The sequence below is a fragment of the Brevundimonas sp. AVps31 genome (genome assembly GCF_058681355.1).
The window spans coordinates 564,261-590,126 of sequence record NZ_CM178736.1; the positions used below are offsets into that span (position 1 = coordinate 564,261).

At 68.5% G+C, this 25,866-nt stretch carries 25 protein-coding genes; 18 read left to right on the forward strand and 7 right to left on the reverse strand.

Features of this window, described 5'->3' with window-relative positions; genetic code table 11:
- Positions 1-13: 13 nt before the first annotated feature.
- A complete protein-coding gene (locus ACW174_RS02730; protein WP_492016163.1) occupies positions 14-358 on the forward strand; it encodes a DUF1491 family protein in 345 nt (114 codons plus the stop codon).
- Here ACW174_RS02730 and ACW174_RS02735 read toward each other — a convergent pair.
- Positions 347-1,264: a LysR family transcriptional regulator gene (locus ACW174_RS02735; protein WP_492016164.1), complete on the reverse strand. Its 918-nt coding sequence runs from the start codon at positions 1,262-1,264 to the stop codon at positions 347-349. The genes ACW174_RS02730 and ACW174_RS02735 overlap by 12 nt on opposite strands.
- A gap of 100 nt (positions 1,265-1,364) precedes the next feature.
- Between ACW174_RS02735 and ACW174_RS02740 the strand changes: the two genes are divergently transcribed.
- From ACW174_RS02740 to ACW174_RS02750, 3 genes are all read left to right on the forward strand, one after another.
- Positions 1,365-2,471: an aldo/keto reductase gene (locus ACW174_RS02740; RefSeq protein WP_492016165.1), complete on the forward strand. Its 1,107-nt coding sequence runs from the start codon at positions 1,365-1,367 to the stop codon at positions 2,469-2,471.
- A gap of 166 nt (positions 2,472-2,637) precedes the next feature.
- A complete protein-coding gene (locus ACW174_RS02745) occupies positions 2,638-3,018 on the forward strand; it encodes a hypothetical protein (RefSeq protein ID WP_492016166.1) in 381 nt (126 codons plus the stop codon).
- Positions 3,019-3,087: 69 nt separating this feature from the next.
- Positions 3,088-4,593, forward strand: coding sequence for a DUF1570 domain-containing protein (locus tag ACW174_RS02750; protein WP_492016167.1), 1,506 nt, complete (start codon positions 3,088-3,090; stop codon positions 4,591-4,593).
- An 8-nt stretch (positions 4,594-4,601) separates the two neighbouring features.
- Here the strand turns inward: ACW174_RS02750 and ACW174_RS02755 are convergent, their stop codons facing one another.
- Entirely contained in the window at positions 4,602-4,742 is a 141-nt protein-coding gene (locus ACW174_RS02755; protein WP_492016168.1) for a hypothetical protein, read from the reverse strand.
- A 181-nt stretch (positions 4,743-4,923) separates the two neighbouring features.
- Here ACW174_RS02755 and ACW174_RS02760 point away from each other — a divergent pair, with 181 nt between their 5' ends.
- From ACW174_RS02760 to ACW174_RS02775, 4 genes are all read left to right on the forward strand, one after another.
- A complete protein-coding gene (locus ACW174_RS02760) occupies positions 4,924-6,555 on the forward strand; it encodes a peptide chain release factor 3 (RefSeq protein ID WP_492016169.1) in 1,632 nt (543 codons plus the stop codon).
- A 65-nt stretch (positions 6,556-6,620) separates the two neighbouring features.
- Positions 6,621-8,132, forward strand: coding sequence for a DUF1570 domain-containing protein (locus ACW174_RS02765; RefSeq protein WP_492016170.1), 1,512 nt, complete (start codon positions 6,621-6,623; stop codon positions 8,130-8,132).
- 93 nt (positions 8,133-8,225) lie between these two features.
- Entirely contained in the window at positions 8,226-8,570 is a 345-nt protein-coding gene (locus ACW174_RS02770; protein ID WP_492016171.1) for a hypothetical protein, read from the forward strand.
- Between the two features lie 102 nt (positions 8,571-8,672).
- Entirely contained in the window at positions 8,673-9,920 is a 1,248-nt protein-coding gene (locus ACW174_RS02775) for a hypothetical protein (RefSeq protein ID WP_492016172.1), read from the forward strand.
- Between the two features lie 7 nt (positions 9,921-9,927).
- Here ACW174_RS02775 and cysQ read toward each other — a convergent pair whose 3' ends face one another.
- Positions 9,928-10,713: a 3'(2'),5'-bisphosphate nucleotidase CysQ gene (gene cysQ, locus ACW174_RS02780; protein WP_492016173.1), complete on the reverse strand. Its 786-nt coding sequence runs from the start codon at positions 10,711-10,713 to the stop codon at positions 9,928-9,930.
- A gap of 88 nt (positions 10,714-10,801) precedes the next feature.
- On the opposite strand from cysQ, the gene chpT reads away from it, so the two are divergent.
- From chpT to recA, 5 genes are all read left to right on the forward strand, one after another.
- Complete coding sequence (chpT, locus tag ACW174_RS02785; protein WP_492016174.1) at positions 10,802-11,470, forward strand: histidine phosphotransferase ChpT; 669 nt, start codon at positions 10,802-10,804, stop codon at positions 11,468-11,470.
- A gap of 107 nt (positions 11,471-11,577) precedes the next feature.
- A complete protein-coding gene (locus tag ACW174_RS02790; RefSeq protein WP_492016175.1) occupies positions 11,578-11,949 on the forward strand; it encodes a response regulator in 372 nt (123 codons plus the stop codon).
- Between the two features lie 4 nt (positions 11,950-11,953).
- The gene (locus ACW174_RS02795) at positions 11,954-12,769 is read left to right on the forward strand and encodes a CheR family methyltransferase (protein WP_492016176.1); all 816 of its coding nucleotides are present in this window, start codon (positions 11,954-11,956) and stop codon (positions 12,767-12,769) included.
- Positions 12,770-12,832: 63 nt separating this feature from the next.
- Positions 12,833-14,716, forward strand: coding sequence for a M20/M25/M40 family metallo-hydrolase (locus tag ACW174_RS02800; RefSeq protein WP_492016177.1), 1,884 nt, complete (start codon positions 12,833-12,835; stop codon positions 14,714-14,716).
- A 165-nt stretch (positions 14,717-14,881) separates the two neighbouring features.
- On the forward strand, positions 14,882-15,982 hold the full coding sequence (gene recA, locus ACW174_RS02805; RefSeq protein ID WP_492016178.1) for a recombinase RecA: 1,101 nt from the start codon (positions 14,882-14,884) through the stop codon (positions 15,980-15,982).
- A 259-nt stretch (positions 15,983-16,241) separates the two neighbouring features.
- Here recA and ACW174_RS02810 read toward each other — a convergent pair whose 3' ends face one another.
- On the reverse strand, positions 16,242-16,580 hold the full coding sequence (locus ACW174_RS02810) for a hypothetical protein (protein WP_492016179.1): 339 nt from the start codon (positions 16,578-16,580) through the stop codon (positions 16,242-16,244).
- Positions 16,581-16,801: 221 nt separating this feature from the next.
- Between ACW174_RS02810 and alaS the strand changes: the two genes are divergently transcribed.
- The gene (gene alaS / locus ACW174_RS02815) at positions 16,802-19,453 is read left to right on the forward strand and encodes an alanine--tRNA ligase (RefSeq protein WP_492016180.1); all 2,652 of its coding nucleotides are present in this window, start codon (positions 16,802-16,804) and stop codon (positions 19,451-19,453) included.
- A gap of 10 nt (positions 19,454-19,463) precedes the next feature.
- Here the strand turns inward: alaS and ACW174_RS02820 are convergent, their stop codons facing one another.
- The 3 genes from ACW174_RS02820 to ACW174_RS02830 form a co-directional block, all read right to left on the reverse strand.
- A complete protein-coding gene (locus tag ACW174_RS02820) occupies positions 19,464-20,018 on the reverse strand; it encodes a DUF2939 domain-containing protein (protein WP_492016181.1) in 555 nt (184 codons plus the stop codon).
- Positions 20,019-20,096: 78 nt separating this feature from the next.
- A complete protein-coding gene (locus ACW174_RS02825; RefSeq protein WP_492016182.1) occupies positions 20,097-20,693 on the reverse strand; it encodes a DUF2939 domain-containing protein in 597 nt (198 codons plus the stop codon).
- 147 nt (positions 20,694-20,840) lie between these two features.
- Entirely contained in the window at positions 20,841-22,055 is a 1,215-nt protein-coding gene (locus tag ACW174_RS02830; protein WP_492016183.1) for an NADP-dependent isocitrate dehydrogenase, read from the reverse strand.
- Positions 22,056-22,387: 332 nt separating this feature from the next.
- On the opposite strand from ACW174_RS02830, the gene ACW174_RS02835 reads away from it, so the two are divergent.
- The 4 genes from ACW174_RS02835 to ACW174_RS02850 all read left to right on the forward strand — a co-directional run bounded on the left by ACW174_RS02835 (position 22,388) and on the right by ACW174_RS02850 (position 25,864).
- The gene (locus ACW174_RS02835) at positions 22,388-22,597 is read left to right on the forward strand and encodes a hypervirulence associated TUDOR domain-containing protein (RefSeq protein WP_492016184.1); all 210 of its coding nucleotides are present in this window, start codon (positions 22,388-22,390) and stop codon (positions 22,595-22,597) included.
- 19 nt (positions 22,598-22,616) lie between these two features.
- Positions 22,617-23,768, forward strand: a complete 1,152-nt coding sequence (locus tag ACW174_RS02840) for a DUF1176 domain-containing protein (RefSeq protein WP_492016185.1) — start codon at positions 22,617-22,619, stop codon at positions 23,766-23,768.
- Positions 23,765-24,676 carry an NAD(P)/FAD-dependent oxidoreductase gene (locus ACW174_RS02845; protein WP_492016186.1) on the forward strand — a complete coding sequence of 304 codons (912 nt, stop codon included), beginning with the start codon at positions 23,765-23,767 and terminating at the stop codon, positions 24,674-24,676. The genes ACW174_RS02840 and ACW174_RS02845 overlap by 4 nt, the downstream gene beginning before the upstream one ends.
- A gap of 273 nt (positions 24,677-24,949) precedes the next feature.
- Complete coding sequence (locus tag ACW174_RS02850; protein WP_492016187.1) at positions 24,950-25,864, forward strand: LysR substrate-binding domain-containing protein; 915 nt, start codon at positions 24,950-24,952, stop codon at positions 25,862-25,864.
- Positions 25,865-25,866: the final 2 nt, after the last annotated feature.

The following is a 25,866-nucleotide window of genomic DNA, read 5'->3' on the forward strand; positions in this document are numbered from 1 at the left end:
CAGGGTTAGCGATTTGCTTCTATCGAGTGATGTCTGGGTCTCGGCCCTGATCCGCCGCGCCGAGATCGGCGGCGGCTTCGCCACCGTCGCACGCAAGGGCGACGCCCGCGCGGGCACGGTGATCGTCAAGGTGTTCAACACGTCCGACCGACGCGCCAGACTTTATAGCGAAGCCTTGGGTCCCGACGGCGAACGCCTATGGATGCAGCCGGTCGAGAGCGAGTTCGAGAGCGAGCTGGACGATTACCTGCAACGCCAGATCCGCTACGACCCCGACCTCTGGATCGTCGAGATCGAGGACCGGCAGGGCCGGCATTTCATCACCGAGAAGGTTGCGGGCGAGTCTTCAGACGGATAGCCGCGCGGCCGCCGGCGATGGCGCCTTCATCGCATCAATAAACGCCCGGAGCGCCGGAGGCGGGTTCCGGCGTCCCGCGTAGTAGAGATAGTTCGGGGGCAGCCGGGGCCGCCAGTCGTCCAGCACGCTGACCAGCCGGCCCGTCGTCAGGTGCGGCGCGACCTGGGTGTCGACCACGCAGGCGATCCCCAACCCGGCCAGCGCGCCTTCGCAAAGCATGTCGACATCGTTGGTGATGAAACCGCCCGGCGTGTCCATCGTCGTCGTTTGGCCGTCGCGCTCGAAGGTCCAGCGATAGATCGATCCGGCGGAGGCGAAGCGGTAGTTCAGGCAGCGGTGCCTGCGCAGGTCGTCGGGCGTTTCGGGTCGCCCCATGGCCGCCAGATACTCTGGCGAGGCGGCCATGGTCAGGCCGACCCCATCGTCGATCCGGACCGAGACCATGTCCTGCTCCAGCGACGGCAAGCGTCGGATGCCGGCGTCAAAGCCCGTGCGCACGATGTCCACCAGCCCGTCATCCACCACCAGTTCGACGGTGATTTCAGGGAAGCGCTCGGTGAAGGCGGACAAGCGCGGCAGAACCAGATGGAAGGCCGCGGTGCGGTGGGCGGTGATCCGGACCCGGCCGGCCGGGCGCGCCCGATCGGTATCCAGCGCGACCAGCGCCGCCTCAACCTCGGCCATCGCCGGGCGCAGGCTCGTCAGCAACCGTTCGCCCGCCTCGGTCAGGGCCACGCTGCGGGTGGTGCGGTTCAGAAGGCGGACGCCCATGCGGGCCTCCATCGCCCTCAGACGATGACTGAGCGCCGAGGTCGTAACGCCCAGCCGAACGCCCGCGGCGGTAAAGCTCCCGGCCTCAACGATGGCGGCGAAGATGGCCAGATCGCTCCAGGTCTCGCGGTCCATTGATGAGCCTTGCTCAAAACCCTTGGTGATAAACAGCCACTACTGCTCAAGGCTGACCCTGTCCATTTTCGTTGAGACCGACCCCTCGACGGAGCGCCCCATGACCCTCACCGATTTCCGCACCCTCGGCCGTTCCGGCCTTGTGGTCAGCCCGATGGCGCTCGGCGCCATGACATTCGGTACGCAGCGCTGGGGCGCCGACGCGGACAGCTCGCGCGCCATTTTCGACGCCTATGTGGGGGCAGGCGGCAATTTCATCGACACCGCCGATGTCTACTCGGGCGGCGAAAGCGAAAGCCTTGTGGGCCGCTTCGTCGCCGAGCGCGGCCTGAGGGACCGGATTGTCATCGCGACCAAGTCCGGTTTCGGAACCGGCGATCATCCGCACTCGGGCGGCAACGGCGCGAAGCACGTCAACGCTGCGGTGAACGGCTCGCTGAAGCGTCTGCAAACAGACCACATCGACCTTTACTGGGTGCATGTGTGGGACATGGTCACGCCGGTCGAGGAGATGCTGGAGACTCTGGTCAACCTGATCCGGTCCGGCAAAATTCGCTATTACGGCCTGTCCAACGCGCCCGCCTGGTACGCGGCCAAGCTGGCCACCCTGGCGCAGGCGCGGGGCCTTCCCGGTCCGATCGCCCTGCAGTTTGAATACTCTCTCGTGGAGCGCGGCATCGAAGGCGAGCACGTTTCCATGGCGGCCGAATTCGGCATGGGTGTCCAGCCGTGGAGCCCGTTGGGCGGCGGCTTCCTGAGCGGCAAATACCGACGCGACGACCCCGCCAATGTCGCGGGACAGCGCGGCCCCGCCCTGCCGGACGGCAAGCCCGACGCTACAGCCGCGGGCGAGGGCCGACTGTCGGGCGCCAATCCGTTCGGAGATTCCAAATTCACCGAAAGCAACTGGGAGACCCTGGAGGTCGTGAGGCGTGTCGCGGAGGAGGTGAACGCCTCTCCGGCCCAGGTCGCCCTGGCCTGGCTGGCCGGTCGCCCGTCGGTTTCCTCAATCCTGATCGGCGCCAGCCGCCCGGAACAGATCGCCGACAACGTCGCTGCGCTGGAGCTTGCTCTGACGCCCGACCAGACCCAACGACTGCAGGCAGCCAGCGCGCCGCTGACGACCTATCCGACCACCCTGTTCAATCCGTTGGTGAAGCGGTTTGCCTTTGGCGGCGCCGAGGTCGAGGCTTGGCGACCGGGCTGATGCCCCGCCTTGCGCAGCGCGGGCGGCGACATGGAAACCCATCCGTTAACGCCGCCGCCGCCGGTGCGAAATCCTTAACGACGTTCGCACACGGAACCGCAAGCCGGGGCGTCTAGGGTCATCTCAACGGGCCGCCTGAGCCCGGCGTGATGGTGGGTGTTTCCGGATGCTGTTTCTTCTGAACGACGTCGTGTTCGATCTGGACGAGGCCTGCCCGGTCACGGCCGGCGACGCGCGCCGATTCGAAGCGCTGGATCTGGACTATGTGCTGGAGCTCGGCTGCGAGCTGTTCGCCGAGGACCCGTTGCTGCACCACAACGATCCGCAGCGCGCGCGCCGTCTGGCCTGGCTGATCCACGACCGTTCGCCGGACGTGAACGCCGCCCTGTTCGCCGCGCCGCAAGCGGGCTGCCATCCCGATCTGGTCGAACCGCAGTTCTGCGCCCTGCCCCAGCCGGTCATGCGCCAGCTGCAGTTGCGCGCGACCAGGGGCAAGCTGGACGCCGTCGCCGCCGACAAGGCGGTCTGGATGCGACTGGCGGCGTAAAGCTGCGCTTGTATCGCGCCGGTTCCCCTCGCTAGAGTTGCCTCATCTGGGGGAGCCGGGGGTTTTGCGATGACAACCGTACTGAGAACCGTCGCGCTGGCGATGGCCGCGCTGACGCTGATGGTCGCTGCCCCGGCGCACGCCGAATGGCGCAAGGCCACCAGCGAGCATTTCGTCGTGTACGGCGACATCAACGAAGGCGCCCTGCGCAGCTACACGCAGAAGGTCGAGCGCTTCGACCGCCTGTTGCGGACATGGTTCCCGCCGCGTGACGCCAGCCTGATCGCCCCCCGCCTGCCGATCTATCTGGCCGAGGGACGGACGGATATGCAGAAGATCTGGCCCGACATCCCGGCCAATGTCGGCGGCTTCTACACGCCGGGCGAGGAACGCATCTTCGCCGTCACGGGCGGCACGGGCAGCGACAACGACAACACCCTGTTTCACGAATACGCCCACCACTACATGCAGCAGAACATGACCGGGGCTTATCCGGGCTGGTTCGTGGAGGGCTTCGCCGAGTTCTTCGCCACCGCGGACCTGTCGCCGGGTCGCATGCGCGTCGGGTTGTTCGACGCCGGCCGCATGAACTCCCTGACCATGGGGACCAACACCTGGATGCCGATGGACCAGCTGCTGCGGTCGCGGTCCTACGACACCGGCTCGAGGGGGCATTTCTACTACGCCCAGTCGTGGGCCCTGACCCACTATCTGATGAGCACGCCCGAGCGGCGCGCCAAACTGGGTCGGTACCTTTCCGCTGTGATGATGGAGGGGCGGGACCCGGTCGAGGCGCTGCAAGGCACGATCGACCGCACCCCGGAGCAGCTTCAGGACGACGTCCGCCGGTACCTCAACGGAAGCATCAACTTCCTGTCGCAGGCCCAGGAGTTCCCGCCGGTCGATGTGGTGGTGGAGCGGCTGAGCCCTGCCGAGGCGGAACTGGTCTGGCTGGACCTGCGGCTGGCGCGCTACGTGCCGGAAGAGCGTCGCGCCGGGAATCTGGCCGAGGCGCAACGGGTCGCCGGGCGCTATCCGGGCGACCCCTTCGCCGCCCGCGTTCTGGCCCAGGCCTATCTGGACATGAAGCAGCCGGAGGAGGCCGTGGGGGTCATGCGCCCCGTCGTCGAGGCCTATCCGGACGAGCCGCTGGGCCAGCGCTTCTTCGCCATAACCCTGATGGACGCGGGCGATGCGACAGAAGATTCAGATCGCAGCGCGGCCCTCTATGCCGAAGCCCGGCGTGCTCTGGGTCGGGCCTATGCGGCTGACGCCCTGGACTACCGGACCTATCTGGCCCTGGCGCGGAGCCGGCGCGGCGCGGGCAACTACCCGACGGACAACGACGTCGAAATCCTGCTGACCGGGGCGCAGCTCGCGCCCCAGATCTCGTCCCTGCGGTTCCAGACGGCGCAGGTCATGATGCACAGGGGCCGGTATCGGGAAGCGGTGGCCTATCTCCAGCCGCTGGCGAACAATCCGCATGGCGGTGACAACCTTACAGCCGTGCGCGACCTCCTGACGGAGGCGACCGAGAAGGCCGGGATGGCCGCACCCGCTTCGGCGGAAGACTAGGGCACGCCTCAGACCAGCGAGTTGAACACCACGTGGACAATGATCGCGCCGAGGGTGATCACGGCGAAGCCGAGGGCCAGGCAGATCGCGGGATGGGGGCCGTCTTCACGGGCGGCGGGGCGGTCGTCGATCGGGTGATGCAGGGCCATGTCCGTTCCTTCGTTTCCAAAGGCGGCGCCCGATTGCGTGACCGGACGTCTCGCCTGACGGAACAATGATCCCATTATCCCTTCATTGCCAAGGGGTATTCACTTTCGATGACAGACCGGATCGGCCGGAAGCCCGTCGTCGGGTGACTTTCGGCCCGGTCCGCGCTAGGTCGCGCGTCCAATGTCAAAGCTCACTCTCCCCGAAGAGGCGGCGCGCCGCCGCACCTTCGCGATCATCGCCCACCCCGACGCCGGTAAAACGACGCTGACGGAGCACATCCTGCTGTCCGGCGGGGCGATCCGGGCGGCCGGCGCCGTGCGGGCGCGGGGCGAGAACCGGCGGACCCAGTCCGACTGGATGAAGATCGAAAAGGAACGCGGCATCTCGGTCTCGGCCTCGGTGATGACGTTCGAGCACGACGGCAAGATGTTCAACCTGCTCGACACCCCCGGGCACGAGGACTTCTCCGAAGACACCTATCGCACCCTGACCGCCGCCGACTGCGCCATCATGGTGCTGGACGCCGCCAAGGGCATCGAACCGCAGACGCTGAAGCTGTTCGAGGTCTGTCGCCTGCGCGACATCCCGATCATCACCTTCATCAACAAGCTGGACCGCGAGGCCCAGGACCCGATGGCCCTGCTGGACGAGATCGCGTCACGGCTGCAACTCGACCCCGCCCCCATCTGGTGGCCGGCCGAGAGCGGCAACCGCCTGCGCGGCATGGTCGAGATGGGCACCGGCATGTTCCAGCCCTACGCCCGCAAGCCCGCCGGCTCGAAGGAAGACGTCCCCCACCCCGAGGCCCTGCCGCTGGCTGACGCCGCCCAGTATTTCGAGGCCGGCGAACACGAAGCGCTGATGGAGGCCCAGGAGCTGGTCGAGGCGGGCTATCCGACCTTCAACCCGCAGTCCTTCCTCGAAGGCCATATGACGCCCGTGCTGTGGGGCTCGGCCCTGCGCCATTTCGGCATCGACGAGCTGCTGAAGGCCATCGGCGAATGGGCCCCCGCGCCCAAGACCATGAAGGCCCGCAAGGAAGCCCCGCCCGAGACCCGCAACGCCCCCGCCCCGGTCGACCTGACCGTCGAGCCCGGCGCCAACGAGGTCACCGGCTTCGTGTTCAAGGTCCAGGCGAACATGGACCCCAACCACCGCGACCGCATCGCCATGTTCCGCATGGCCTCGGGCAGCTTCAAGCGCGGCATGAAGCTGAAGGTCCAGAACACCGGCAAACAGTTGTCGGTGAACGCCCCGATCATGTTCTTCGCCTCCGACCGCGAACTGGCCGAGGACGCCTTCGCCGGCGACGTGATCGGCATTCCGAACCACGGCGTCCTGCGCGTCGGCGACAGCCTGTCGGAAAGCGGCGTGATCCGCTTCGCCGGCCTGCCGAACTTCGCCCCGGAAATCCTGCAGCGCGTCCGCGTCAAGGATCCGCTCAAGGCCAAACACCTGAAGAAGGCGCTGGAGGGTCTGGCCGAGGAAGGCGTGACCCAGCTGTTCCGTCCCGAGCTCGGGTCCGACTTCATCGTCGGCGCTGTCGGCCAGCTTCAGTTCGAGGTCATGGCCGACCGTCTGGGCGAGGAATACGGACTGGAAGTCCTCTTCGAACCCAGCCCCTATGCCGAGGCCCGCTGGATTGGCGGCGACCGGGCCGATCTGGAAGACTTCATGGGCAAATACCGCGGCCAGATGGCCACCGACATCGACAGCGACCCGGTCTTCCTGGCCAAGTCCAGCTGGGAAACCGGCTACGTCGGCGAACGCTTCCCCAAGGTGGCGTTCACGAAGACGAAAGAGCGCGGCTGATCATCTTTTGACAGGTTGTCATCCCACCTCTTCAGGTAGTCTGGGCTGCCTGGAGGGAGTGGGACATGATCGACGTCATCAAACGCGGCGCCTGGTGTGCTGGAGCGGCGGTCGTTCTGGCCCTGTCCGCGCCACAGGCCGCGCTGGCCGACTGGCGGCGAGCCGAGACCGCCCACTTCGTCGTCTACAGCAATGGATCCGAGCGCAACCTGCGGGACTATGCCGTCCGGCTGGAAAGGTTCGACGCCCTGCTGCGTCATTTCACCAGAACACCCGCCAGCGCGGATGGACTGCGCAAGCTGCCGGTCTATCTGGTCGGCGACGGGCGGGAGCTTCGGGTCGTACAACCCGACCTGCCCGAGGGCGTGGACGGCTTTTATCGCGCCAGTCCCAGCGATATCCGCGCCATCCTGGTCCGTGGTCGCGACGATGACCTGCTGCTGCACGAATACACCCACCACCACATGTCCCAGACCTGGCCGGGCAGCTATCCGGGCTGGTTCCGTGAGGGCTATGCCGAGTATTTCGCCACCGCCACCGTCGATGCGCGCGGCAAGTCCACTGTCGGCTATCCCAATCCGGGGCGCCTGCAGAACCTGCAGCAGCAACGCTGGCTTCCACTGGAGCAACTGCTGACCGCCTCGCCGATGACGCTGGACCGGCAGGGGCAGCGCGCGATGTTCTACGCCCAATCCTGGCTGCTGACCCACTATCTGCTGGCGGACCCCGACCGGCTGCAAAGGTTCGACGGCTATCTGGCGGACCTGCGGACGGGCGCCGACCCGGTCACCGCCTTCACCGCCCGGATGGGGGCCACGACGGACGTGCTGACGCGGAACCTGCGCGCCTACATGACCCGGGGCCTGCACTACAGCGAGCTGAACATCCCGCCGATCGACCCGCAGATGACCGTCACCGCCCTGCCCGCAAGCGCGGACGACGTGATGCTGATCGGGCTGAACATCAAGGAGCGCTCGGGCGGCGACGACAATCCGGCCCTGCTGACACAGGCGCGGGCGGCGGCGGCGCGCCATCCCGGCGATCCGCTGGCCCTGACCACCCTGGCGCGGGCCGAGATCACCTGGGGCGACCCCGCCGCCGCGGAGACCGCCCTGACCCAGGTGCTGGCGGTCGAGCCCGCCAATGTCGAGGCCCTGCTGATGTCGGCCGAACGCCGCATCGACGCCGCCGAACAGGCGACCGACGACGTCCAGATGATCGCCCGCTTCCGGGAGGCGCAGGTGCTTCTCGGACGCGCCTTCGCAGCGGACGACACTGACTATCGCGTGCTGGCCAACCTGGCGCGCATCCGTCAGGTGGCGCCGGACTATCCGAACGAGAATGATCTGGAGACCCTGCGTCTGGCCGTTCTTCATGCGCCACAGGTCCTGAACCTGCGCGCTCAGGCGGCGGAGGCGATGATCGCCGCCGGGCATGACGAGGAGGCGGAGTTCTATCTGCTGCCCATCGCCAACGATCCCCACGGCTCCGGCTTCGCGGACTGGGCGCGCGAACGCATCGACGCGATCCACGCCCGCCGGGCGGCGGGCGGCGCAGAGGCGACGGCCAACGACTAGACCAACCGGCCGCCCCTGATGCGGTCTTCCTTCCGTCACTTCCGCGTGGTTCTCTGTTGTTCCAGACGCGCAGGCCGTGCCGTGGAGAACTGAATGCTATTGCTGGCCGCCACGGTCGTTCTGTCCCTGTCGGGCGCGCAGGCCGCGTCCGACCAGCCCCTGCCCTATGAGGGCATGGTGCGCTGCGCGGGGCTGACCCAGGCGGCGTCGGAGCTGGAAGGCGGCGAGAGCGGCGAGGGCCGCGCCCTGTATGACGCCGCCCTCTACTGGTCCCTCACTGCGACCCAGGCCGCCGCTACGGCAGGCCGCAACCCGACGGTTGCGGAAGCCGAACAGACCCGCGCCCGCATCCGCGCCGTGCGGGAGTTGAGCGCCGCCGACGCCGAGGCCCGCGCCGACCTGCAACGCTGCCGCGCCCGGACGCCCCGCTTGGGTTGAGATTTTTAAGCGCGAACCACCCGCGCGGCGCTGCGTTTGCTTGGAGACCGTCCGGGGACCATTCGTCCGTCCCGAAGCGGGACGGTTCCGGAGCAGGCGTGTATGTTCGAGTTCGGCCGTGATCTGAGGAAGCTGTTCGAAAGGGCTCGCGAGAGCGAGGATCTCGGCTGGCTGGAGCTTGTCGGCGCCGATCTGGTGCAGACCGAGGCCCGACGCGAGGGCATAGACGCCGGTCGGGTGTCGGCCACCCGCCCCTTCGATGGCTGGATGCGCTCTTCGGTCCTTTGGCGCGAGCATGCCCGCCGGACCGGCAGCCGGATCAGCCTCGAGCGCGCCGCCGCCGCCGCGTCGGACGCCGCCCGCCACACCACCAGCCTGGACCAGACCGCCGCCGTCGCGATCGAGTCGGGCAATATCCATCTGCTGCGGTTCGACCTGTTCGGCGGTCCGGCGGCCCTGACCGCCGCCTTGTCGGACGTCCAGGTTCTGACCTGCGAACGCGCCGCCACCCGTTCGGCCGCCGCCGCCCTGCACGCCCGCCTGTCGGCCCGCAAGGCGCGACTGAGCGGCGAGACCAACGCCCTTCTGGACGCCGGCGCCCTGCTGGACGCGGCGGTGCACGACGCCCGCAGCCTGCCCCCGACCGTCGCGGACGAGCTTCGGCTGGACCGCGCGGCCATGTCGCTGGAAGCCGGAGTGATCCGCCGGGACGCCCGCCTGCTGGATCAGGCCGGTCGCGACCTGCGCGCCCTGGTCGAGGCCTCTTCGCCGGACCAGCGCCCCCTGACCCGCGCCCGCGCCCTGGCGCTGGCCGGAACCGGCCTGGCCGCCCTGGCCGCGCTGGCCAAGGACGAGACGGCGCTGGCTCAGGGCCGCGCCCTGTTCGAGGCCGCCGCCGAACAGTTCACGCCCGATCACAGCCCGCTGGACTGGGCCGCCGTCCTGCTCGCCGCCGCAAGCCGCGACACGCCCTTGTTGACGCTGGCGCAGGCCGAGGCCCTGACCCGTGAGCCCGGCCTGTTGATCGGCGCCCTTCTCCGGGAGCGTCGCCTGTCCGCCGAGGTCGTGCTGGCCGAGGCCATGGGCGATGTGCAGGCGCTGAACGGGCTGGAAGCCGTCATCCACCGCCGTCTGACCCAGCCGGGCCGCACCCAGCCGCTGGACTGGGCCGCCGACCAGATCGGCATCGCTCAGCTGTTCCTCGCCCGAGCCCGCCTGACTGGCGTGGAGGCGCGGTCCGTCGGCCTCATCCTGGCCGAAGCGATGGAAACCGCGCGGGAACAGGGCGCCACGGCCCTGTATGACCGCGCTGTGGTGGCGATGCCGGAAACCGTGAAGACCCGCCCCTGATCGTCGCCTAGCCGCCGAGCGCCACGAACCCGCCGTTGGCGTGGTTCGGCTTGCCGTAGCGCAGGCGCGCGCCGTCTTCGGCCATCACGCGTCCACCCGCGGCTTCCAGCACCGCCTGCCCGGCCGCCGTGTCCCATTCGGACGTCGGGCCGGTGCGCGGATAGGCGTCAAAGCGCCCCTCGGCGATCAGGCAGAATTTCAGCGACGAGTCCGTGCCCTGCCACTGGACGCAGCCGTGGCGGGACGCCAGCCGCGTCGCCTCGTCATCCGTCATGCTGTGGCTCATCAGGGCCGTGGGCGAGGCCGGACGCTCGCGAACCGAAATGGCGGTCCAGGCTTCGCCAAACCGGCGGCGGAACGCGCCCTTCCCCGGCACGCCGCTGCGCCATGTCGTCTGCGTCGCCGGCGCCGTGACCACGCCCGCGACCGGCGCGTCGTTGTGGATCAGGGCGATGTTGACCGTATAGCTCTCGCGCCCCTCGACGAAGCCGCGCGTCCCGTCCAGCGGGTCGATCAGCCAGAACCAGTCGCCAAGCGTTTGCGGAATGCCGTGGGCGGACACCGCCTCCTCGGCCACGGCCTGGACGTCGGGATAGAGGGTGGCGAGGCGTTCGAGGATCAGCGCCTCGGCCTCGCGGTCGGCCTGCGTGACCGGGCTGTCGTCGGCCTTGGCCTCGGCCACGACGCCCGAACGCCAATAGGGCAGGATGACGCGCGCGGCGTCCTCGGCGATATCAGCGAGCGCCTCGGTCAGCGCTCCGGAGGCGAGGTCGTCGGTCAGTCGGTTGCTCATCCGCGATCCGATAGAGCATCCGGGCGGTTTGAAGAACCGGCAAATCAGGTCAGCCTTGAGATACGCCGTACGCCAGCCTCCGGACCCGATGACCGACCTCACGCCGCCCCCCGCCCAACCGTCCGGCCTGCCTGACGGTCAGGCCCTCGCCACCCTCGTCGCGGGCAAGCTGTGCCACGATTTCATCAGCCCGGCCGGCGCCATCAGCTCGGGTCTGGACCTGCTGAAGGACCCGACCGCGCAGGATATGCGAGACGACGCCATGGGCCTGATCGAGGCCAGCGCGAAGAAGATGATCGCCTTGGTCAGCTTCGCGCGGGTGGCCTTCGGCGCCGCCACCTCGGCGGAGCGGTTCTCCGCCGAGGAGCTGGGCGCCCTAGTGTCGGGCCTGACCGAGGGCGGCCGCGCGACCCTGAACTGGGCCGTCACCGACGGCACCTATCCCAAGCCGCAGGCGCGGGCGCTGGTGAATCTGGCCTATCTGACCATGGCGGCCCTGCCGTCCGGCGGCACGGCGACCATCCGCACCCATGCCGCCAGCGACGGCGTCGTGCTGGAGGGCGTGGCCGAAGGGGCGCGGGCGCGTCTCAAGGGCGAGGCCGTCGCCGGTCTGGCCGGCCAGCCGCTGACCGAGGGCCTGCCCGGCCAATGGATCCAGCCCTACTGGCTGTGGCTCACGGTCCACGACGCGGGCGGAACCCTCGACGTTCAGGTCGACGAGGGCCGCGTCGCCCTGGTCGCCCGCATGCCTAACTGACGCTTAAGCCGGTTTCCCAAGGACTCGTTAACCGGCTCGAAGCGATCATGGGGTTATAGAGCTACACGCGGGCGTTGCGCCCGGATTCGCCTTCAGGATACAACCCCTTGACCCCCAGAACCTGTCTGATCGTCGACGACAGCCGGATCATCCGGAAGGTCGCCCGGCGCATCGTCGAGGGTCTGGGCTTCGAGGTCGATGAAGCGGCCGACGGGTCGGAGGCGTTGGCCTTCTGCGCCGGCCTGATGCCAGAGGTGATCCTGCTGGACTGGTCGATGCCCGTGATGGATGGCCTGACCTTCCTGCGGCGGCTGCGCACCCTGCCCGGCGGGCTGGAGCCCAAGGTGCTGTTCTGCACCATCGAGACCCGCGCCGATCGCATCGCCGAGGCGCTGTCCGCCGGCGCCGACGACTATGTGATGAAGCCGTTCGACGGCGAGATCCTGTCGTCGAAATTCGCCGAAGTGGGAGCCGTCTGACCCCATGTCGCCGGAGGATTTCGATCGTCTGCAGTCGCTGATGGCCTCACGTGCGGGGTTCCGGCTGACGCGCGACCGGATGAAGCTGGCGGAGCATCGGCTGGGTCCTGTCGCGCGGCGCGAGGGCTTCGACACCGTGGACGCCATGCTGGGCTCCCTGTGGGCCAGGCCGGTGGCGACCCTGGGTTGGGCGATCATCGAGGCGCTGCTGAATCCCGAGACCTGGTTCCGCCGCGACCGTCCGACCTTTGACACCCTCGGCGCCGAGCTTCTGCCCGCCCTCAGCCGCGCGCGGGGCGGCCAGCCTGTGCGCATCTGGTCTGCCGGCTGTTCCACCGGACAGGAGGCCCTGTCGGTCGCCATGACCGCGCTGGACGCGGGCGCGCCGGTCGAGATCGTCGGCACCGACCTGTCGCAGCGCGCGCTGGAGAAAGCCCGCACCGGCGCCTACACCGGCTTCGAGATCCAGCGCGGCCTCAAGGCCGAGACCATGCTGCGCTGGTTCGAACAGACGGACGAGGCGTGGATCGCCAAGCCCCAGTTGCGCGCCGCCGTCCATTTCGCCCGCGCCAACCTGCTGGACGCGCCGACCGACGACACCCGCTTCGACGTCATCTTCTGCCGCAATGTGCTGGACGACGTGGACCCGGCCAAGCGGACCCAGGTGCTGGACAATCTGGAGCGCCGTCTGGTCGATGACGGCGTGCTGTTCCTCGGCCCTGATGAACGCATCGACGGCGACAGCGTCTCCTTCCGCGCCGTGGCCGGCCGCCGGGGCCTGTTCGTCAAGGCTCCGTCCGCCATTCGCCGCGCGGCCTGATCCCTCTTCGCTAATCCCGCGGGATGACATAGCGTCCCCCTGTCTCAGCGGGGGAATATCGACATGCGCCTGTTCTGGCTGATCGGATCGCTGGCCGTGGCGCTGGCGGTGGGAGTGTTGACCCTGCAGTCGCCGCGCCCGGTCGGGGCGGACGCGCCCGCGACGGCCTTCTCGACGGCGCGGGCGATGACCGACGTGCGCCAGTTGGCCCAACGGCCCCACCCCATCGGCTCGGCCGACCATGCGCGGGTGCAGACCTTCCTATTGCAGCGGATGACGGCGCTGGGCCTGCAGACCTCGACCCAGACCGGCCCCCTGGCCCCCGGCTCGATCCGACGACTGACGCGGGAGGGCGGCGCCCCGGCGGCGGCGAATTTCAGCGCGACCAATCTGATCGGCGTCCTGCCCGGGGCGAACCCGGCCCTGCCCGCCGTGGCTTTGATGGCTCACTATGACACCACGCCGAACTCGCCCGGGGCGGCGGATGACAGCACGGGCGTGGCGGCGGTGCTGGAGACCGTGCGGGCGCTTCGTGCGCGCGGCGCGTCGGAGCGCACGCTGGTGGTGCTGTTCACCGATGGCGAGGAACTGGATCTGGACGGCGCCCGCGTCTTCTGGGGCGGCCACCCCCTGCGTGACCGCATCGGCGCGGTGGTCAATCTGGAGGCGCGCGGCGGCGGCGGACGGGCCATGATGTTCGAGACCGGGCGCGGCAACAGCCAGACCATCGCCCTGTTCGGCAAGGCGGCGGTGCGGGCCACCGGCGGCGTGACCTCCAACTCGCTGGCGGTCTTCGTCTACGAGACCATGCCCAACGGCACCGACTTCACCATTCCCAAGGCGCGCGGCGTCCAGGGCGTGAATTTCGCCTTCATCGGACGGCCCGAGCAGTATCACGCCACCGGCTCGACTCCCGACGCGCTGGATCAGGGCAGCGTCCAGCACATCGGCGCACAGGCGCTGGAGACCGCCGACGCCCTGCTGCGCGCCCCCGCCCTGCCCGTCGCCACGACCAATACCGTCTACGCCGACGTGTTCGGCCAGGTCATTGTCCGCTATCCGCCCGCGATGGGCTGGGTCCTGTGGGGCGTCGCCGCCCTGTTGCTCGGCGGGGCCGCGGCCTTGGCCCGCCGTCGCGCCGGCCTGACCTTCGCCGATCTGGGACGAGGCATGGTGGACGGTCTCTGGTTCCTGACGGCGGGATTGGTGGTCACCCATGTGGTGCGGGCGCTCGGCGGGCCGATGGCCGGCCGGATCGACAGCGCGGACGCCTACTACACCCTGCTGGCACGCCTGCCTTGGCTGGAGGCCGGGATCGCGCTGGCGGTGCTGGCCCTGATTCTGGCGGTGCTGGGCGGACGGGCCCGGTCCGACCGGCGGTTGACGGCGGGCGCCTTGGCCGCCCTGACCCTGCTGACCGTTCTCTTTGAAGGCGGCATCAACCCGTTGATCCTCGGCGCGGGCGTCCTCGCCATCGGCCTGTCGCTGGCGCCGCAACTGGCGGCGAAGACCGTCTGGGGCGGCTGGACCGGGCTGATCGCGCTGGTGCTGGTTTTCGCGGCCGGAGCGCAGGGCTTCGCGCCCGAGACCGCCTTCCTCTTCCTGTGGCCGGCATTGCTGGCGGCGCTGGCCGCGGTGATCGCGGGCCTGTTCGACCCGGCCCTGCTCAAGCCCACCTCGCTGGCGCCGGTCGCGGTGACGGCGGCGATCGTCGGCGCCTGGCTGGTGGGGCTCAGCCATCCGGTCTTCCTCGGCATCGGCATGGACCTGCCGGGCGCGCTGGCCCTGCTCGGCCTGCTGGGGCTGATGCTCGTCCGGCCGCTCAGCCCGGAACAGTCGGTCGTCCGCCCGCTCCTGATGGTCGCGCTCGCCATCCTGGTCTTCGGCGCGGGCGTGTCCGCCTATGCCCGGATCGCCGAGCCCATGGTCGCCGCCCGGACGGCCTGATCGCCGAATGTGAACGGATACGTCATTTCTGGACGTATGAAACCGGAACCGCCGGAGGACAGAAAGAGAACATCTTGTGAACGGGAACAAACCGTGCACATAGTCCGCCTCACACAACGAGGGAGCGGGTCCGTGGCGGGTCTCTCCCGAAACCAGATGGGAATCATGGCAAGGGAGACGAAGGCAGTGTCACAGGCGGCTTTGAAATTGGTGGGCAAGGAAGACGGCGACAAGCAACGCGCTCTCGAGGCCGCGATCGCGCAGATCGATCGCGCCTTCGGCAAGGGCTCGGTGATGAAGCTCGGCAAGGGCGGCGTCGTGGCGGAGATCGCCAGCGTCTCGACCGGATCTCTGGGCCTCGACATGGCGCTCGGCATCGGCGGCCTGCCGCGCGGTCGGGTGATCGAGGTGTTTGGTCCCGAAAGCTCGGGCAAGACGACCCTCGCCCTGCACACCGTGGCGGAAATCCAGAAGGCCGGCGGCGTCGCCGCCTTTGTCGACGCCGAACACGCGCTCGATCCGGGCTATGCCCAGAAGCTGGGCGTCAACCTCGACGACCTGCTGGTGTCGCAGCCCGACACGGGCGAGCAGGCGCTGGAGATCGTCGACACCCTGGTGCGCTCGGGCGCCGTGGACATCGTGGTGGTCGACTCCGTCGCCGCCCTGACGCCGCGCGCCGAAATCGAGGGCGAGATGGGCGACAGCCTGCCCGGCCTTCAGGCCCGCCTGATGTCCCAGGCCCTGCGCAAGCTGACCGCCTCGATCAACAAGTCGCAGTGCATCGTGCTGTTCATCAACCAGATCCGTCACAAGATCGGGGTCATGTACGGCTCTCCGGAAACCACGACCGGCGGCAATGCGCTGAAATTCTACGCCTCGGTCCGTCTCGACATCCGCCGCACCGGCGCGATCAAGGACCGCGACGAAGTCGTCGGCAACACCACCCGCGTGAAGGTCGTCAAGAACAAGGTCGCCCCGCCGTTCCGCGAGGTCATCTTCGACATCATGTACGGCGAGGGCATTTCCAAGCTGGGCGAGATCATCGACCTGGGCGTCAAGGCCGGGATCGTCGAGAAGTCGGGCAGCTGGTTCTCCTACGACAGCCAGCGCATCGGTCAGGGCCGCGAGAATGTGCGGGCCTTCCTGAAGGCCAACCCGGACGTCGCCGCCTCCATCGAGAAGGCCGTCCGCGCCTCGACCAACAAGATTGCCGACGAGCTGCTGGGCACGCCCGAGCCGGACGAAGGCCAGGACCTCGAGGGCTGATCCGGGTCCCATAGATCCGGAGAGTCCGCGCTTTTGAGCCCGGACTCTCCGCCTTGCTCACTGAACTTCTCCGGCCGGGTCCGTCGACCCGCCATCCGACCCCCGCCGGGCCGAGCCGGACGGAGCGGCCGCTCGACCCCCGCCGGGTCGGGCGGCCATTTTTTCGGGTCGCCCGCAGGCCCTCTCGCCCCCCGACCTGTCGCCCGATGCAGAAAGGGCGGCCCGTCGGACCGCCCCCTCCGTCGTCAGTCGGCCGCGTCTACCATTCCGGCGGCAGATAGGGGCCGAAACCCGAACAGACATACATCGGCGTCTTCACCTCATACCCGGCCGGCAACCAGGGCGAGGTGACATAGATCTGGGAGCCCGAGGCCACGCAGGAGTCATAGCCGCTGCCGATCAGATTGGTGTGTTCGGCGTCCGAATAGACCTCGTAGGAGTAGGCGATCGGATAGCACTGGTCGTAGCCGAAGCAGTAGATGCCAGGACCCGGATAGTACTGTTGCGCGGCTGCGGCCATCGGCGCCGGGGCCGCGGCCCCGAGCGACATCGACAGGCCCAGACCGGCCAGGGCGGTTGCAAGGATCTTGATCGACATAGGCACCCCTCCAAATGCGCCCCACTGGCGCTCCGGTAGTAAGCGTCACCACCTCGGCAACCTTAAGTCACAAGTTCGTGCGAAAGGAGAATTTCGCAACCCTTGATTGGCGTCACGCTCCGGGTGCACTGACAACCTGGAACGGCGAAGGACTGATGCGCTGGCCCCGAAAGCCCTATATGACGCCCGTTCCCACTCCTTTGCAGTTCTGACGACCGCCCATGACCAGCCTGAAACAGATCCGCTCGACCTTCCTCGACTACTTCGCGGCCGACGGCCACGAGAAGGTCCACTCGGCTCCGCTGGTGCCGCAGAACGACCCGACGCTGATGTTCGTCAACGCGGGCATGGTGCCGTTCAAGGACTACTTCACCGGCGCCGCCACCCCGCCCTACCCGCGCGCCACGAGCTCGCAGAAATGCGTCCGCGCCGGCGGCAAGCACAACGATCTCGATAACGTCGGCTACACCGCCCGCCACCTGACCTTCTTCGAGATGCTGGGCAATTTCTCGTTCGGCGACTACTTCAAGGAACACGCGATCGACCGCGCCTGGAACCTGGTCACCAAGGATTTCGGCCTCGATCCCAAGCGCCTGCTGGTCACCGTCTATATCGACGACGATGAGGCCGCCGCGATCTGGAAGAAGGTCACCGGCTTTGGCGACGACAAGATCATCCGCATCGCCGGCTCCGACAATTTCTGGGCCATGGGCGACAGCGGGCCCTGCGGCCCCTGCACCGAAATCTTCTGGGACTACGGCGATCACGTTCCCGGCGGCCCTCCCGGTTCGCCGGACGAGGACGGCGACCGCTATGTGGAGATCTGGAACAACGTCTTCATGCAGTTCGAGAAGGAGAACGACGAGATCGTTCGCAGCCTTCCCAAGCCCTCGGTCGACACCGGCATGGGTCTGGAGCGCATGACCAGCGTGCTTCAGGGCAAGAACTCGGTGTTCGACACCGACCTGTTCCAGACCCTGATCGCCGCTTCGGAAGACGCCACCTCGACGAAGTCCGAGGGTGAGCGGGCCTCCAGCCACCGCGTCATCGCCGACCATCTGCGCTCGTCGTCCTTCCTGATCGCCGACGGCGTCACGCCCTCGAACGAGGGCCGGGGCTACGTCCTGCGCCGCATCATGCGTCGCGCCATGCGCCACGCCCACCTGCTGGGCGCCGCCGATCCGCTGATGCACCGTCTGGTGCCGACGCTGGTCAACGAGATGGGCGAGGCCTATCCCGAGCTGAAGCGCGCCCAGCCCTTCATCGAGGACACGCTGAAGCAGGAGGAAATCCGCTTCCGCACCACCCTGTCCAAGGGCATGGCCCTGTTCGACACCGCGGTTCAGGGTTTCAACCCGGGCGACATGCTGGACGGTCAGACGGCCTTCACCCTGTCCGACACCTACGGCTTCCCGCTGGACCTGACGCAGGACGAGGCGCGCCGCCGCGGCTATTCGGTCAACATCGACGGCTTCGAGGAAGCCATGGCCGAACAGCGCCAGCGCTCGCGCGAGCACTGGAAGGGCTCGGGCCAGACCGCCAACGCCGGCGAGTGGCTGGCCGTGCGCGACCGCCTCGGGCCGACCGTCTTCGGGGGCTATGACGCCGTCGACGGCTCGGGCGAAGTCCTGGCCATCATGAAGGCCGGCGCCGCGGTGGACTCCGCCGAGGCGGGCGACATCGTCGAGGTCCTGTTCGATTCCACCCCCTTCTACGCCGAGAGCGGCGGTCAGGCCGGCGATCAGGGCAGGTTCGAATGGCCGGGCGGCGAGGCCGAAGTCCTCGACGTCAAGAAGCACGCGGGCGACCTGCACGTTCTGTCGGCCCAGATCACGGCCGGCAAGCTGGAGATCGGCGCCCGCGCCGCCCAATTGGTCGACGCCGACAAGCGCGCCACCACGCGCGCCAACCACTCGGCCGCCCACCTTCTGCACACGGCGCTGAAGAATGTGCTCGGCGCCGCGGTGGCCCAGAAGGGTCAGTTGGTCGATTCCGAGCGCGCCCGTTTCGACTTCAGCCACTCGTCCCCGGTGACCGAGGATGAACTGGCCGCCATCGAGGCCGAGGTGAACGCGGTCATCCGCCAGAACGTCCCGGCGGAAACCAAGCTGATGGCTCCCGAGGCCGCCATCGAGGCCGGCGCCATCGCCCTGTTCGGCGAGAAGTACGGCGAGGAAGTCCGCGTCCTGACCCTGGGCCGCTCTCTGGTCAGCGACAACGCCCCCTATTCGGTCGAACTGTGCGGCGGCACCCACGTGGCCCGCACCGGCGATATCGGCCTGTTCAAGATCGTGCAGGAAACCGGCGTCGCCGCCGGCGTCCGCCGCATCGAGGCCCTGACCGGCGAGGCCGCCCGTCTGTACCTGGAAGGTCAGGCCGGGGTGGCCCGCAAGTTGGCCCGCGACTTCAAGGTCCAGACCGGTGACGTGACCGGTCGCGTCGAAGGCCTGCAGACCTCGGTCAAGGCGCTGGAGAAGCAGGTCGCCGAGCTGAAGAAGCAACTGGCGCTGGGCGGCGGTGGCGCTTCGGCCAACACCGCGCCGGAAGAGATCAACGGCGTCAAGCTGATCGCCCGCGTCCTTGACGGTGTGGACGGCAAGGGCCTGCGCGGCGTGGCCGAGGACTTCCGCAAACAGGTCGGCTCGGGCGTCGTCGCCCTGATCGGCGTGACCGAGGGAAAGGCGGCGGTCACCGTCGCCGTCACCTCGGACATCGTCGGCTCGGTCAATGCGGCCGATCTGGCCCGCGCGGCGGTTCTGGCCATGGGCGGACAGGGCGCGGGCGGCAAGCCTGACTTCGCCCAGGGCGGCGCACCCGACGGCGGCAAGGCCGAGGACGGCCTGACGGCGATCCGGAGCGCGCTGGGGGCCTGAGCCCCCTCGCTCACTCCGCCTCGGCGCCCAGGTCCACGGCGGCCAGTTGCCAACGGAACAGGCCGCGGCGTTCCAGGATCAGGGCCAGATGCTGGTCGGGATGGTCCCGGTCCGTCAGGGTCACGGCGAAGTGGTTCAGGTCGCGGTAGCCCCAGGCCTGATGGATGTCCTTGTCGTCCTTGGCGTCACCCGGCTCCGGCGGCGAACGGCGGGTCGGGTCCGGCGCCTCCGCGGTCGTAACCATCTGGGCGATCACCTCGGGCGTAACGGCGGTGTCGATGGCGCCCGACAGGATCATCGGGGCCAGCATCATGCCGAGGCCGCCCAGACCGCTCTCGGCCACGCGGGGATCACGGCTCATGCGCCGGGCCAGTTCGTGGTTCAGCTCATCCTTCAGACTGGCGCGCAAGGCCGGGAAGTCGACCAGTTGCTCCAGTTTGCGGGCATCCCCGGCCTTGGCGGCTTTGATCAGCGCCTGTCCGGCAAATATCGGCGCAAGGCCCCAGGCGGCGGCGAACAGCACCACCGCCGCCAGCGCGGCGCCGATCAGCAGTCTCTTGGTCATATCTTCCCTCTGGCGTCGTAACGCCTCCCCATGGCTACGGTTGCCCGAGTCGAGGACGGTTCGCCAGTGGGACCGCTGTCAGCCGCCCTTTGCGCCGCCAGACTCCACCCGCGGAGCGCCCGCCCGCGGAGCCGGCGCCGGCGCGACGCCCTCGGGCAGGCCGAGATGAACCAGCCGCCATTCGAACGGCCCCTTGCGCTCGAAGGTGAAGATGGTTTTTGACCCGCCCTCGTCCGTGACCGCCATGCGGGCGCGGTTGACGCCCCAGAAGACCGGTTCAGGGAACAGATCCCGGCGCTGCTCTTCGAGCGCCGGGGTGGTCCGCTGGGCGGCAAAGCGGCCTTCGCCCCGCGTCAGGGCCGCAACGGCTGCGGGCGACAGATAGGCGTCCGGCGAAGGACCGAGGGCGGGCGCAGCCTGCTCGAACTGACGCCGCACAGCGCCGATGGGATCCTCCAGGAACGACGGTGCGGGCGCCCGGGCCGCCGGGTTGCCGGCCAACTGCGGACGCAGCGACTGGCGCACGGCGGTATAGTCGATCAGGCCCGACAGGGCGGCCGCATCATTGGCGTCCGCCGCCGAGCGGATGGCGAAGAAGGCCACGCCGGGCGCGGCGAAGAAGCTGATCGCCGCGATGACCACCGCCGCCAGTAAGAGCCGTCCAATGATCTTCACGCCCGCGCTCCGTTAACCGGGTCATCAATGCACGAAGCCGGACTTCGCTCAAACGAAAGGCCCGCCGGACGCGAATCCGGCGGGCCTCAGGTTCAGTTGTCCGCGTTCAGGCAGTGAGCCGTCGCGCGGCGAACGAAGCGCCTCTGCTTAAGCCGCCAGTTCCTTGGTCAGGTTCTCGGCGACCTTGTCGAGGAAGCCCTCGGTGGTCAGCCAGCTCTGTTGTTCACCGACCAGCAGGGCCAGATCCTTGGTCATGAAGCCGGCTTCGACGGTGTCGACGACGACCTTCTCCAGCGTCTCGGCGAAGCGGGCCAGTTCGGCGTTGTCGTCCAGCTTGGCGCGGTGCTTGAAGCCGGCGGTCCAGGCGAAGATCGAGGCGATCGAGTTGGTCGAGGTGGCCTCGCCCTTCTGGTGCTGGCGGTAGTGGCGGGTCACGGTGCCGTGGGCGGCCTCGGTCTCCATGATCTTGCCGTCCGGGGTCATCAGGACGGAGGTCATCAGACCCAGCGAGCCGAAGCCCTGGGCGACGATGTCCGACTGCACGTCGCCGTCGTAGTTCTTGCACGCCCAAACGAAGCCGCCCGACCACTTGATCGCGGCCGCGACCATGTCGTCGATCAGGCGGTGCTCATAGGTCAGGCCGCGCGCCTTGAATTCCTCGGCGTATTCGGCGTCGAAGATTTCCTGGAAGATGTCCTTGAAGCGGCCGTCGTAGGCTTTCAGGATCGTGTTCTTGGTCGACAGATAGACCGGATAGTTGCGGGCCAGGCCGTAGCTGAACGAGGCGTGGGCGAAGTCACGGATCGAGGAGTCGAGGTTGTACATGCCCATGGCGACGCCGGCGCCCGGCGACTGATAGACCTCGTGCTCGATCACCGCGCCGTCGTCACCGACGAACTTGATCGACAGGGTGCCGGGACCCGGCATCAGGAAATCGGTGGCCTTGTACTGGTCGCCGAAGGCGTGACGGCCGACGACGATCGGTTGGGTCCAGCCCGGCACCAGACGCGGCACGTTCTGACAGATGATCGGTTCGCGGAAGACCACGCCGCCCAGGATGTTGCGGATGGTGCCGTTCGGCGACTTCCACATCTTCTTCAGGCCGAACTCCTTCACCCGGGCCTCATCCGGCGTGATGGTGGCGCACTTCACGCCGACGCCATGCTTCTGGATGGCGTGGGCGGCGTCGATCGTCACCTGGTCGTCGGTGGCATCGCGGTGCTCCATTCCCAGGTCGTAGTAGTCCAGTTCGACGTCGACGAACGGGAAGACCAGCTTGTCCTTGATCCACTGCCAGATGATGCGGGTCATCTCGTCGCCGTCGATGTCCACGATGGGATTGGCGACCTTGATCTTGGCCATGAGTGCTGCCTTTGCCTTGGGAATATGAAGGGTTGGCGGGGGGTATAGCCCCCTCTCGCCGGGCCGCAAAGCCCGTCACGGCGCCGCATAACTGATGGAGGTTTACCCTGCCCGGAAAAAGTCTCTTACGGCCAAGCTGAACGGTCTGTCGCGCGCCTCGTTGGCTCTGGCTGTAAATAGCGTAACGAGACTGACGGGGCGTATGACCGATGACGTGGAGAGACTCCTTGAGCAATGGATACTCACCTTCTGCGAGGCGCCGGTTCTCGTTGACCCGGAACTGATGCGGCGCGTCCTCGCTGACTATGAGCGAAAGCTGAAGGAGGGTCGGAATGACGGACAGGTTCAAGCCCGGAGACACGGTCGAGTGGCGACACAGTCAGGGAAAGAGCACCGGCAAGGTGGTCCGCAAGGTCACCCGCCCCACCCACATCAAGGATCACAAGGTCGCGGCGTCCCGGGACAATCCGGAGTACATCGTGGAGAGTGCGAAAACCGGCGCCCGCGCCGCACACAAACCCTCCGGCCTGCGCAAGGTCTGACCTTCAGGGGAAACACACGATGCGAGCCTTGATCGCCACGGCCCTCGCCGCCCTCAGCCTGACCGCCTGCGGGCGGGACGAGGCTGACAAGACCACCGCCAAGACCGCCCTGGCCCCGGTTCCCGTCGGCGGCGCGGCCGCCCCCGCTCCGGCGGCGGGGGCTGAACCTGTGATGCGCGAGTTCCGCGACTGGCGCGCGGCCTGCGACAACGGCAATGCCTGCATGGCCTGGGGTGGGTCGGACAGCGGCTGGATTCGGATCGCCATTGACGCTGGGCCGGACGCTGTTCCGACTGTGACCGCCGGGAGTTGGTCTCTGGGCGACGTGGGCAAGGCGCCGGAAAGCCTGATGCTGAAAGTCGACGGCCGGGACTACGCCCTGCGCGCCGGTCCGCGCGACGCAGCCAACGCAATGGCCGCGGCCGACCGCGTGCGCCAGATCATCGCGGCCCTGCCCGCGTCGCGCTCGCTGGCGCTGGCGTCCGGGGCCCAGACGGCGGACCTGCCCACGTCCGGCATCTCGGCAGCCCTGCTCTGGATCGATGAACGGCAGGGACGGCTGGACACGACCACCGCCCTGATCCGTCGCGGCGACCGCCCGGCTGGCAGCGTCCCCGTCGCCCCGGCCCTGCCCCGCGTCATCCCCGCCCCCGCAGTCTCGCAGGCCGGCTTTGACGGCGCCGCCAACCCGCTGGAAGACGAGCCCCGCGGCCTGAAGGTCCCGGCCGCCCTGGAAGCGCTGGGCGAGGTCAAGAACTGCCGGGCCGAGGGCAACGACACCCTGAACGCCGCCGTGCTGGCCGCGCGCCTGGACGCCTCGACCATTCTGTGGGGCGTTCCCTGCGGCAGCGGCGCCTATAACGCGACCTACGTCCTCTATCTGGCCCGCCCCGACGGCACGGGCGTCCGTGCCGCCCAACTGCCTGAACGCAGCCCACGCACCGAGGGCGACATCGGCGGACAGGACCAGTGGCTGGTCAATCCGATCTACAACGCCGAGCGCCGGACCCTGACCGTATTTCCGCGCGGACGCGGTCTGGGAGACTGCGGGACGATCACCACCTGGACGTGGACGCGCGACGGTTTCGCCCTGTCCGAGGAGCGCTCCATGGGCGATTGCTGGGGCATGAGCGACGACGTCTGGCCGACCCTGTGGCGGACCCGGGGGTGACCGACAATCCTGACGTCCTGATCATCGGGGCCGGTCCCGCGGGGCTGACCGCCGCCACCTATCTGGCGCGGTTCCGGCGGAGCGTTCTGGTGGCCGATGGCGGCGCGCCGCGGGCCTGCTGGATTCCGCTCAGCCACAACATGCCGGGCTTTCCCCAGGGAATCACCGGCGACGCCATCCTGAAGCGGATGACCGAACAGGCGACCGAATACGGCGCGGAGATCGAGGCGGGTCGGGTCGAGGCCCTGACGCCCGACGGCGACGGCTTCACGGCGCGGCTGAACGGGCGGGAGGTGCGAGCACGGGCGGTGCTGCTGGCGACGGGGGTAGTGGACCATCACCCGGACCTCCCCGGGGTGGAGCGGGCGATTGAGCGGGCCCTGGTGCGCATCTGTCCGATCTGCGACGGCTATGAGGCCATCGACAAGGCGGTGGCGGTGATCGGGACCGACGACAAGGGCGCGCGCGAGGCGGCCTTCCTGCGAACCTATTCCGACCGGGTGGCGCTGATCCACATCGGAGCCGTCGAGGACCTGACCTGTCGGGATGAGCTCGCCCGGCTGGGAATCGAGATTGTCTGCGGGTCGATCGACGATGTTCGCCTGGAGAACGACCGGGTGACGGCCCTGAGCTGGGGCGGGACATTCCGCAGCTTCGATCTCGTCTACTCGGCGCTGGGCACCGCACCAAACGCCGGACTGGCCGACTCGCTGGGCGCGCGCATCGGCGAGGACGGGCGGCTGTTCACCGATCCGCACCAGCAGACCAGCGTGCCGGGCCTCTATGCCGCCGGAGACGTGGTGCGGGGGCTCAACCAGATCGCGGTGGCGACGGCGGAAGCGGCGGTGGCGGCGACCGACATCCACAACCGCCTGCGCGCGGCAGAGGGAATGGTCATCCCGTCCTGAGCCCGACAGGCGACTGTCTGCCCGCGACCGACCGGATTCGGGACTGACCTCAGCGGCGGTCGGCGGGCCGGGCCTGCGCGCGCAGGCGGCGGCGCGTGCGGCTGCGACGCCAGTCTTCAAGCGCCGAGGCCCAACCCCATGCAGACTCCTTATGCGTGTGGTGCATCTCCTCCACGGCGATCTCCTCTGGCTGGCGTTTGCGACAGGCTGACTCTCAGCTTGACAGGGGCGGCGGACAAACCAGATTGGCCTCCCGCATCATAAGGCTCGCTTATGGCCGACCCCCTGTCCGGCATTCCTCTGGCCTCAATCCGCGTGTTCGAGGCCGCCGCCCGCCTGAAAAGTTTCACCCGCGCCGCCGAGGAGCTGGGCATGACCCAGGCCGCGGTCAGCTGGCAGATCAAGGCGCTGGAGGGCCGGCTGGGCCAGAGCCTGTTTCGCCGCCTGCCCCGCGAGGTTCAGCCGACCGAGGCGGGCGAGCGCCTGTCCAGCGCCGCGACCGAGGCCATCACCCTGCTGCGCAGGGCGATCAGCGACCTGACGGAGGCCGACGAACACATCCTGTCGATCACCACCCTGGCGACGCTGGCGAGCCAGTGGCTGGCCCCGCATCTGGGCACCTTCCAGCTGGCCAATCCCGGACTGGCGGTGCGGCTGGACACCAATCCCGGCCTTCTGGACCTGTCGCGCGAGGGGTTCGACGTCGGCATCCGCTCGGGCAACGGCGACTGGCCGGGGCTGGAAAGCCAGCAGATCATGCCGTCGGTCTTCACGCCCCTGTGCAGCCCGGCGATGGCGGAGATGCTGAAGCTTGAAAACCCTTCCGACCTGCTGGAGGCGCCGCGCATCGGCATGGAGAAGGAATGGGCTGAATGGTTCGCCGCCGCCGGCCTGAGCGAAGGCCGCCGCCCGGCCACGCGCCTGACCGCAGACTATCAGGTGCTGGAGGTGGCCGCCGCGCTGGGCGGTCAGGGGGTCGCGCTCGGCTCGCCCATCTTCTTCGCGCGCGAGATCAAGGCGGGCCTCTTGGTGCGGCCCTTCCCCCAGACGGTGTCGTTCAACACCGGCTACTATCTGGTCTGGTCCGAGGGTCGTCGCCGCTCCTCGAAGATCCGCCGCTTCCGCGAATGGCTGATGTCCGTCGCCGACGCGGACCCCGCTGTGATTGAGGCCCGCGCCGGAAGCTGAGG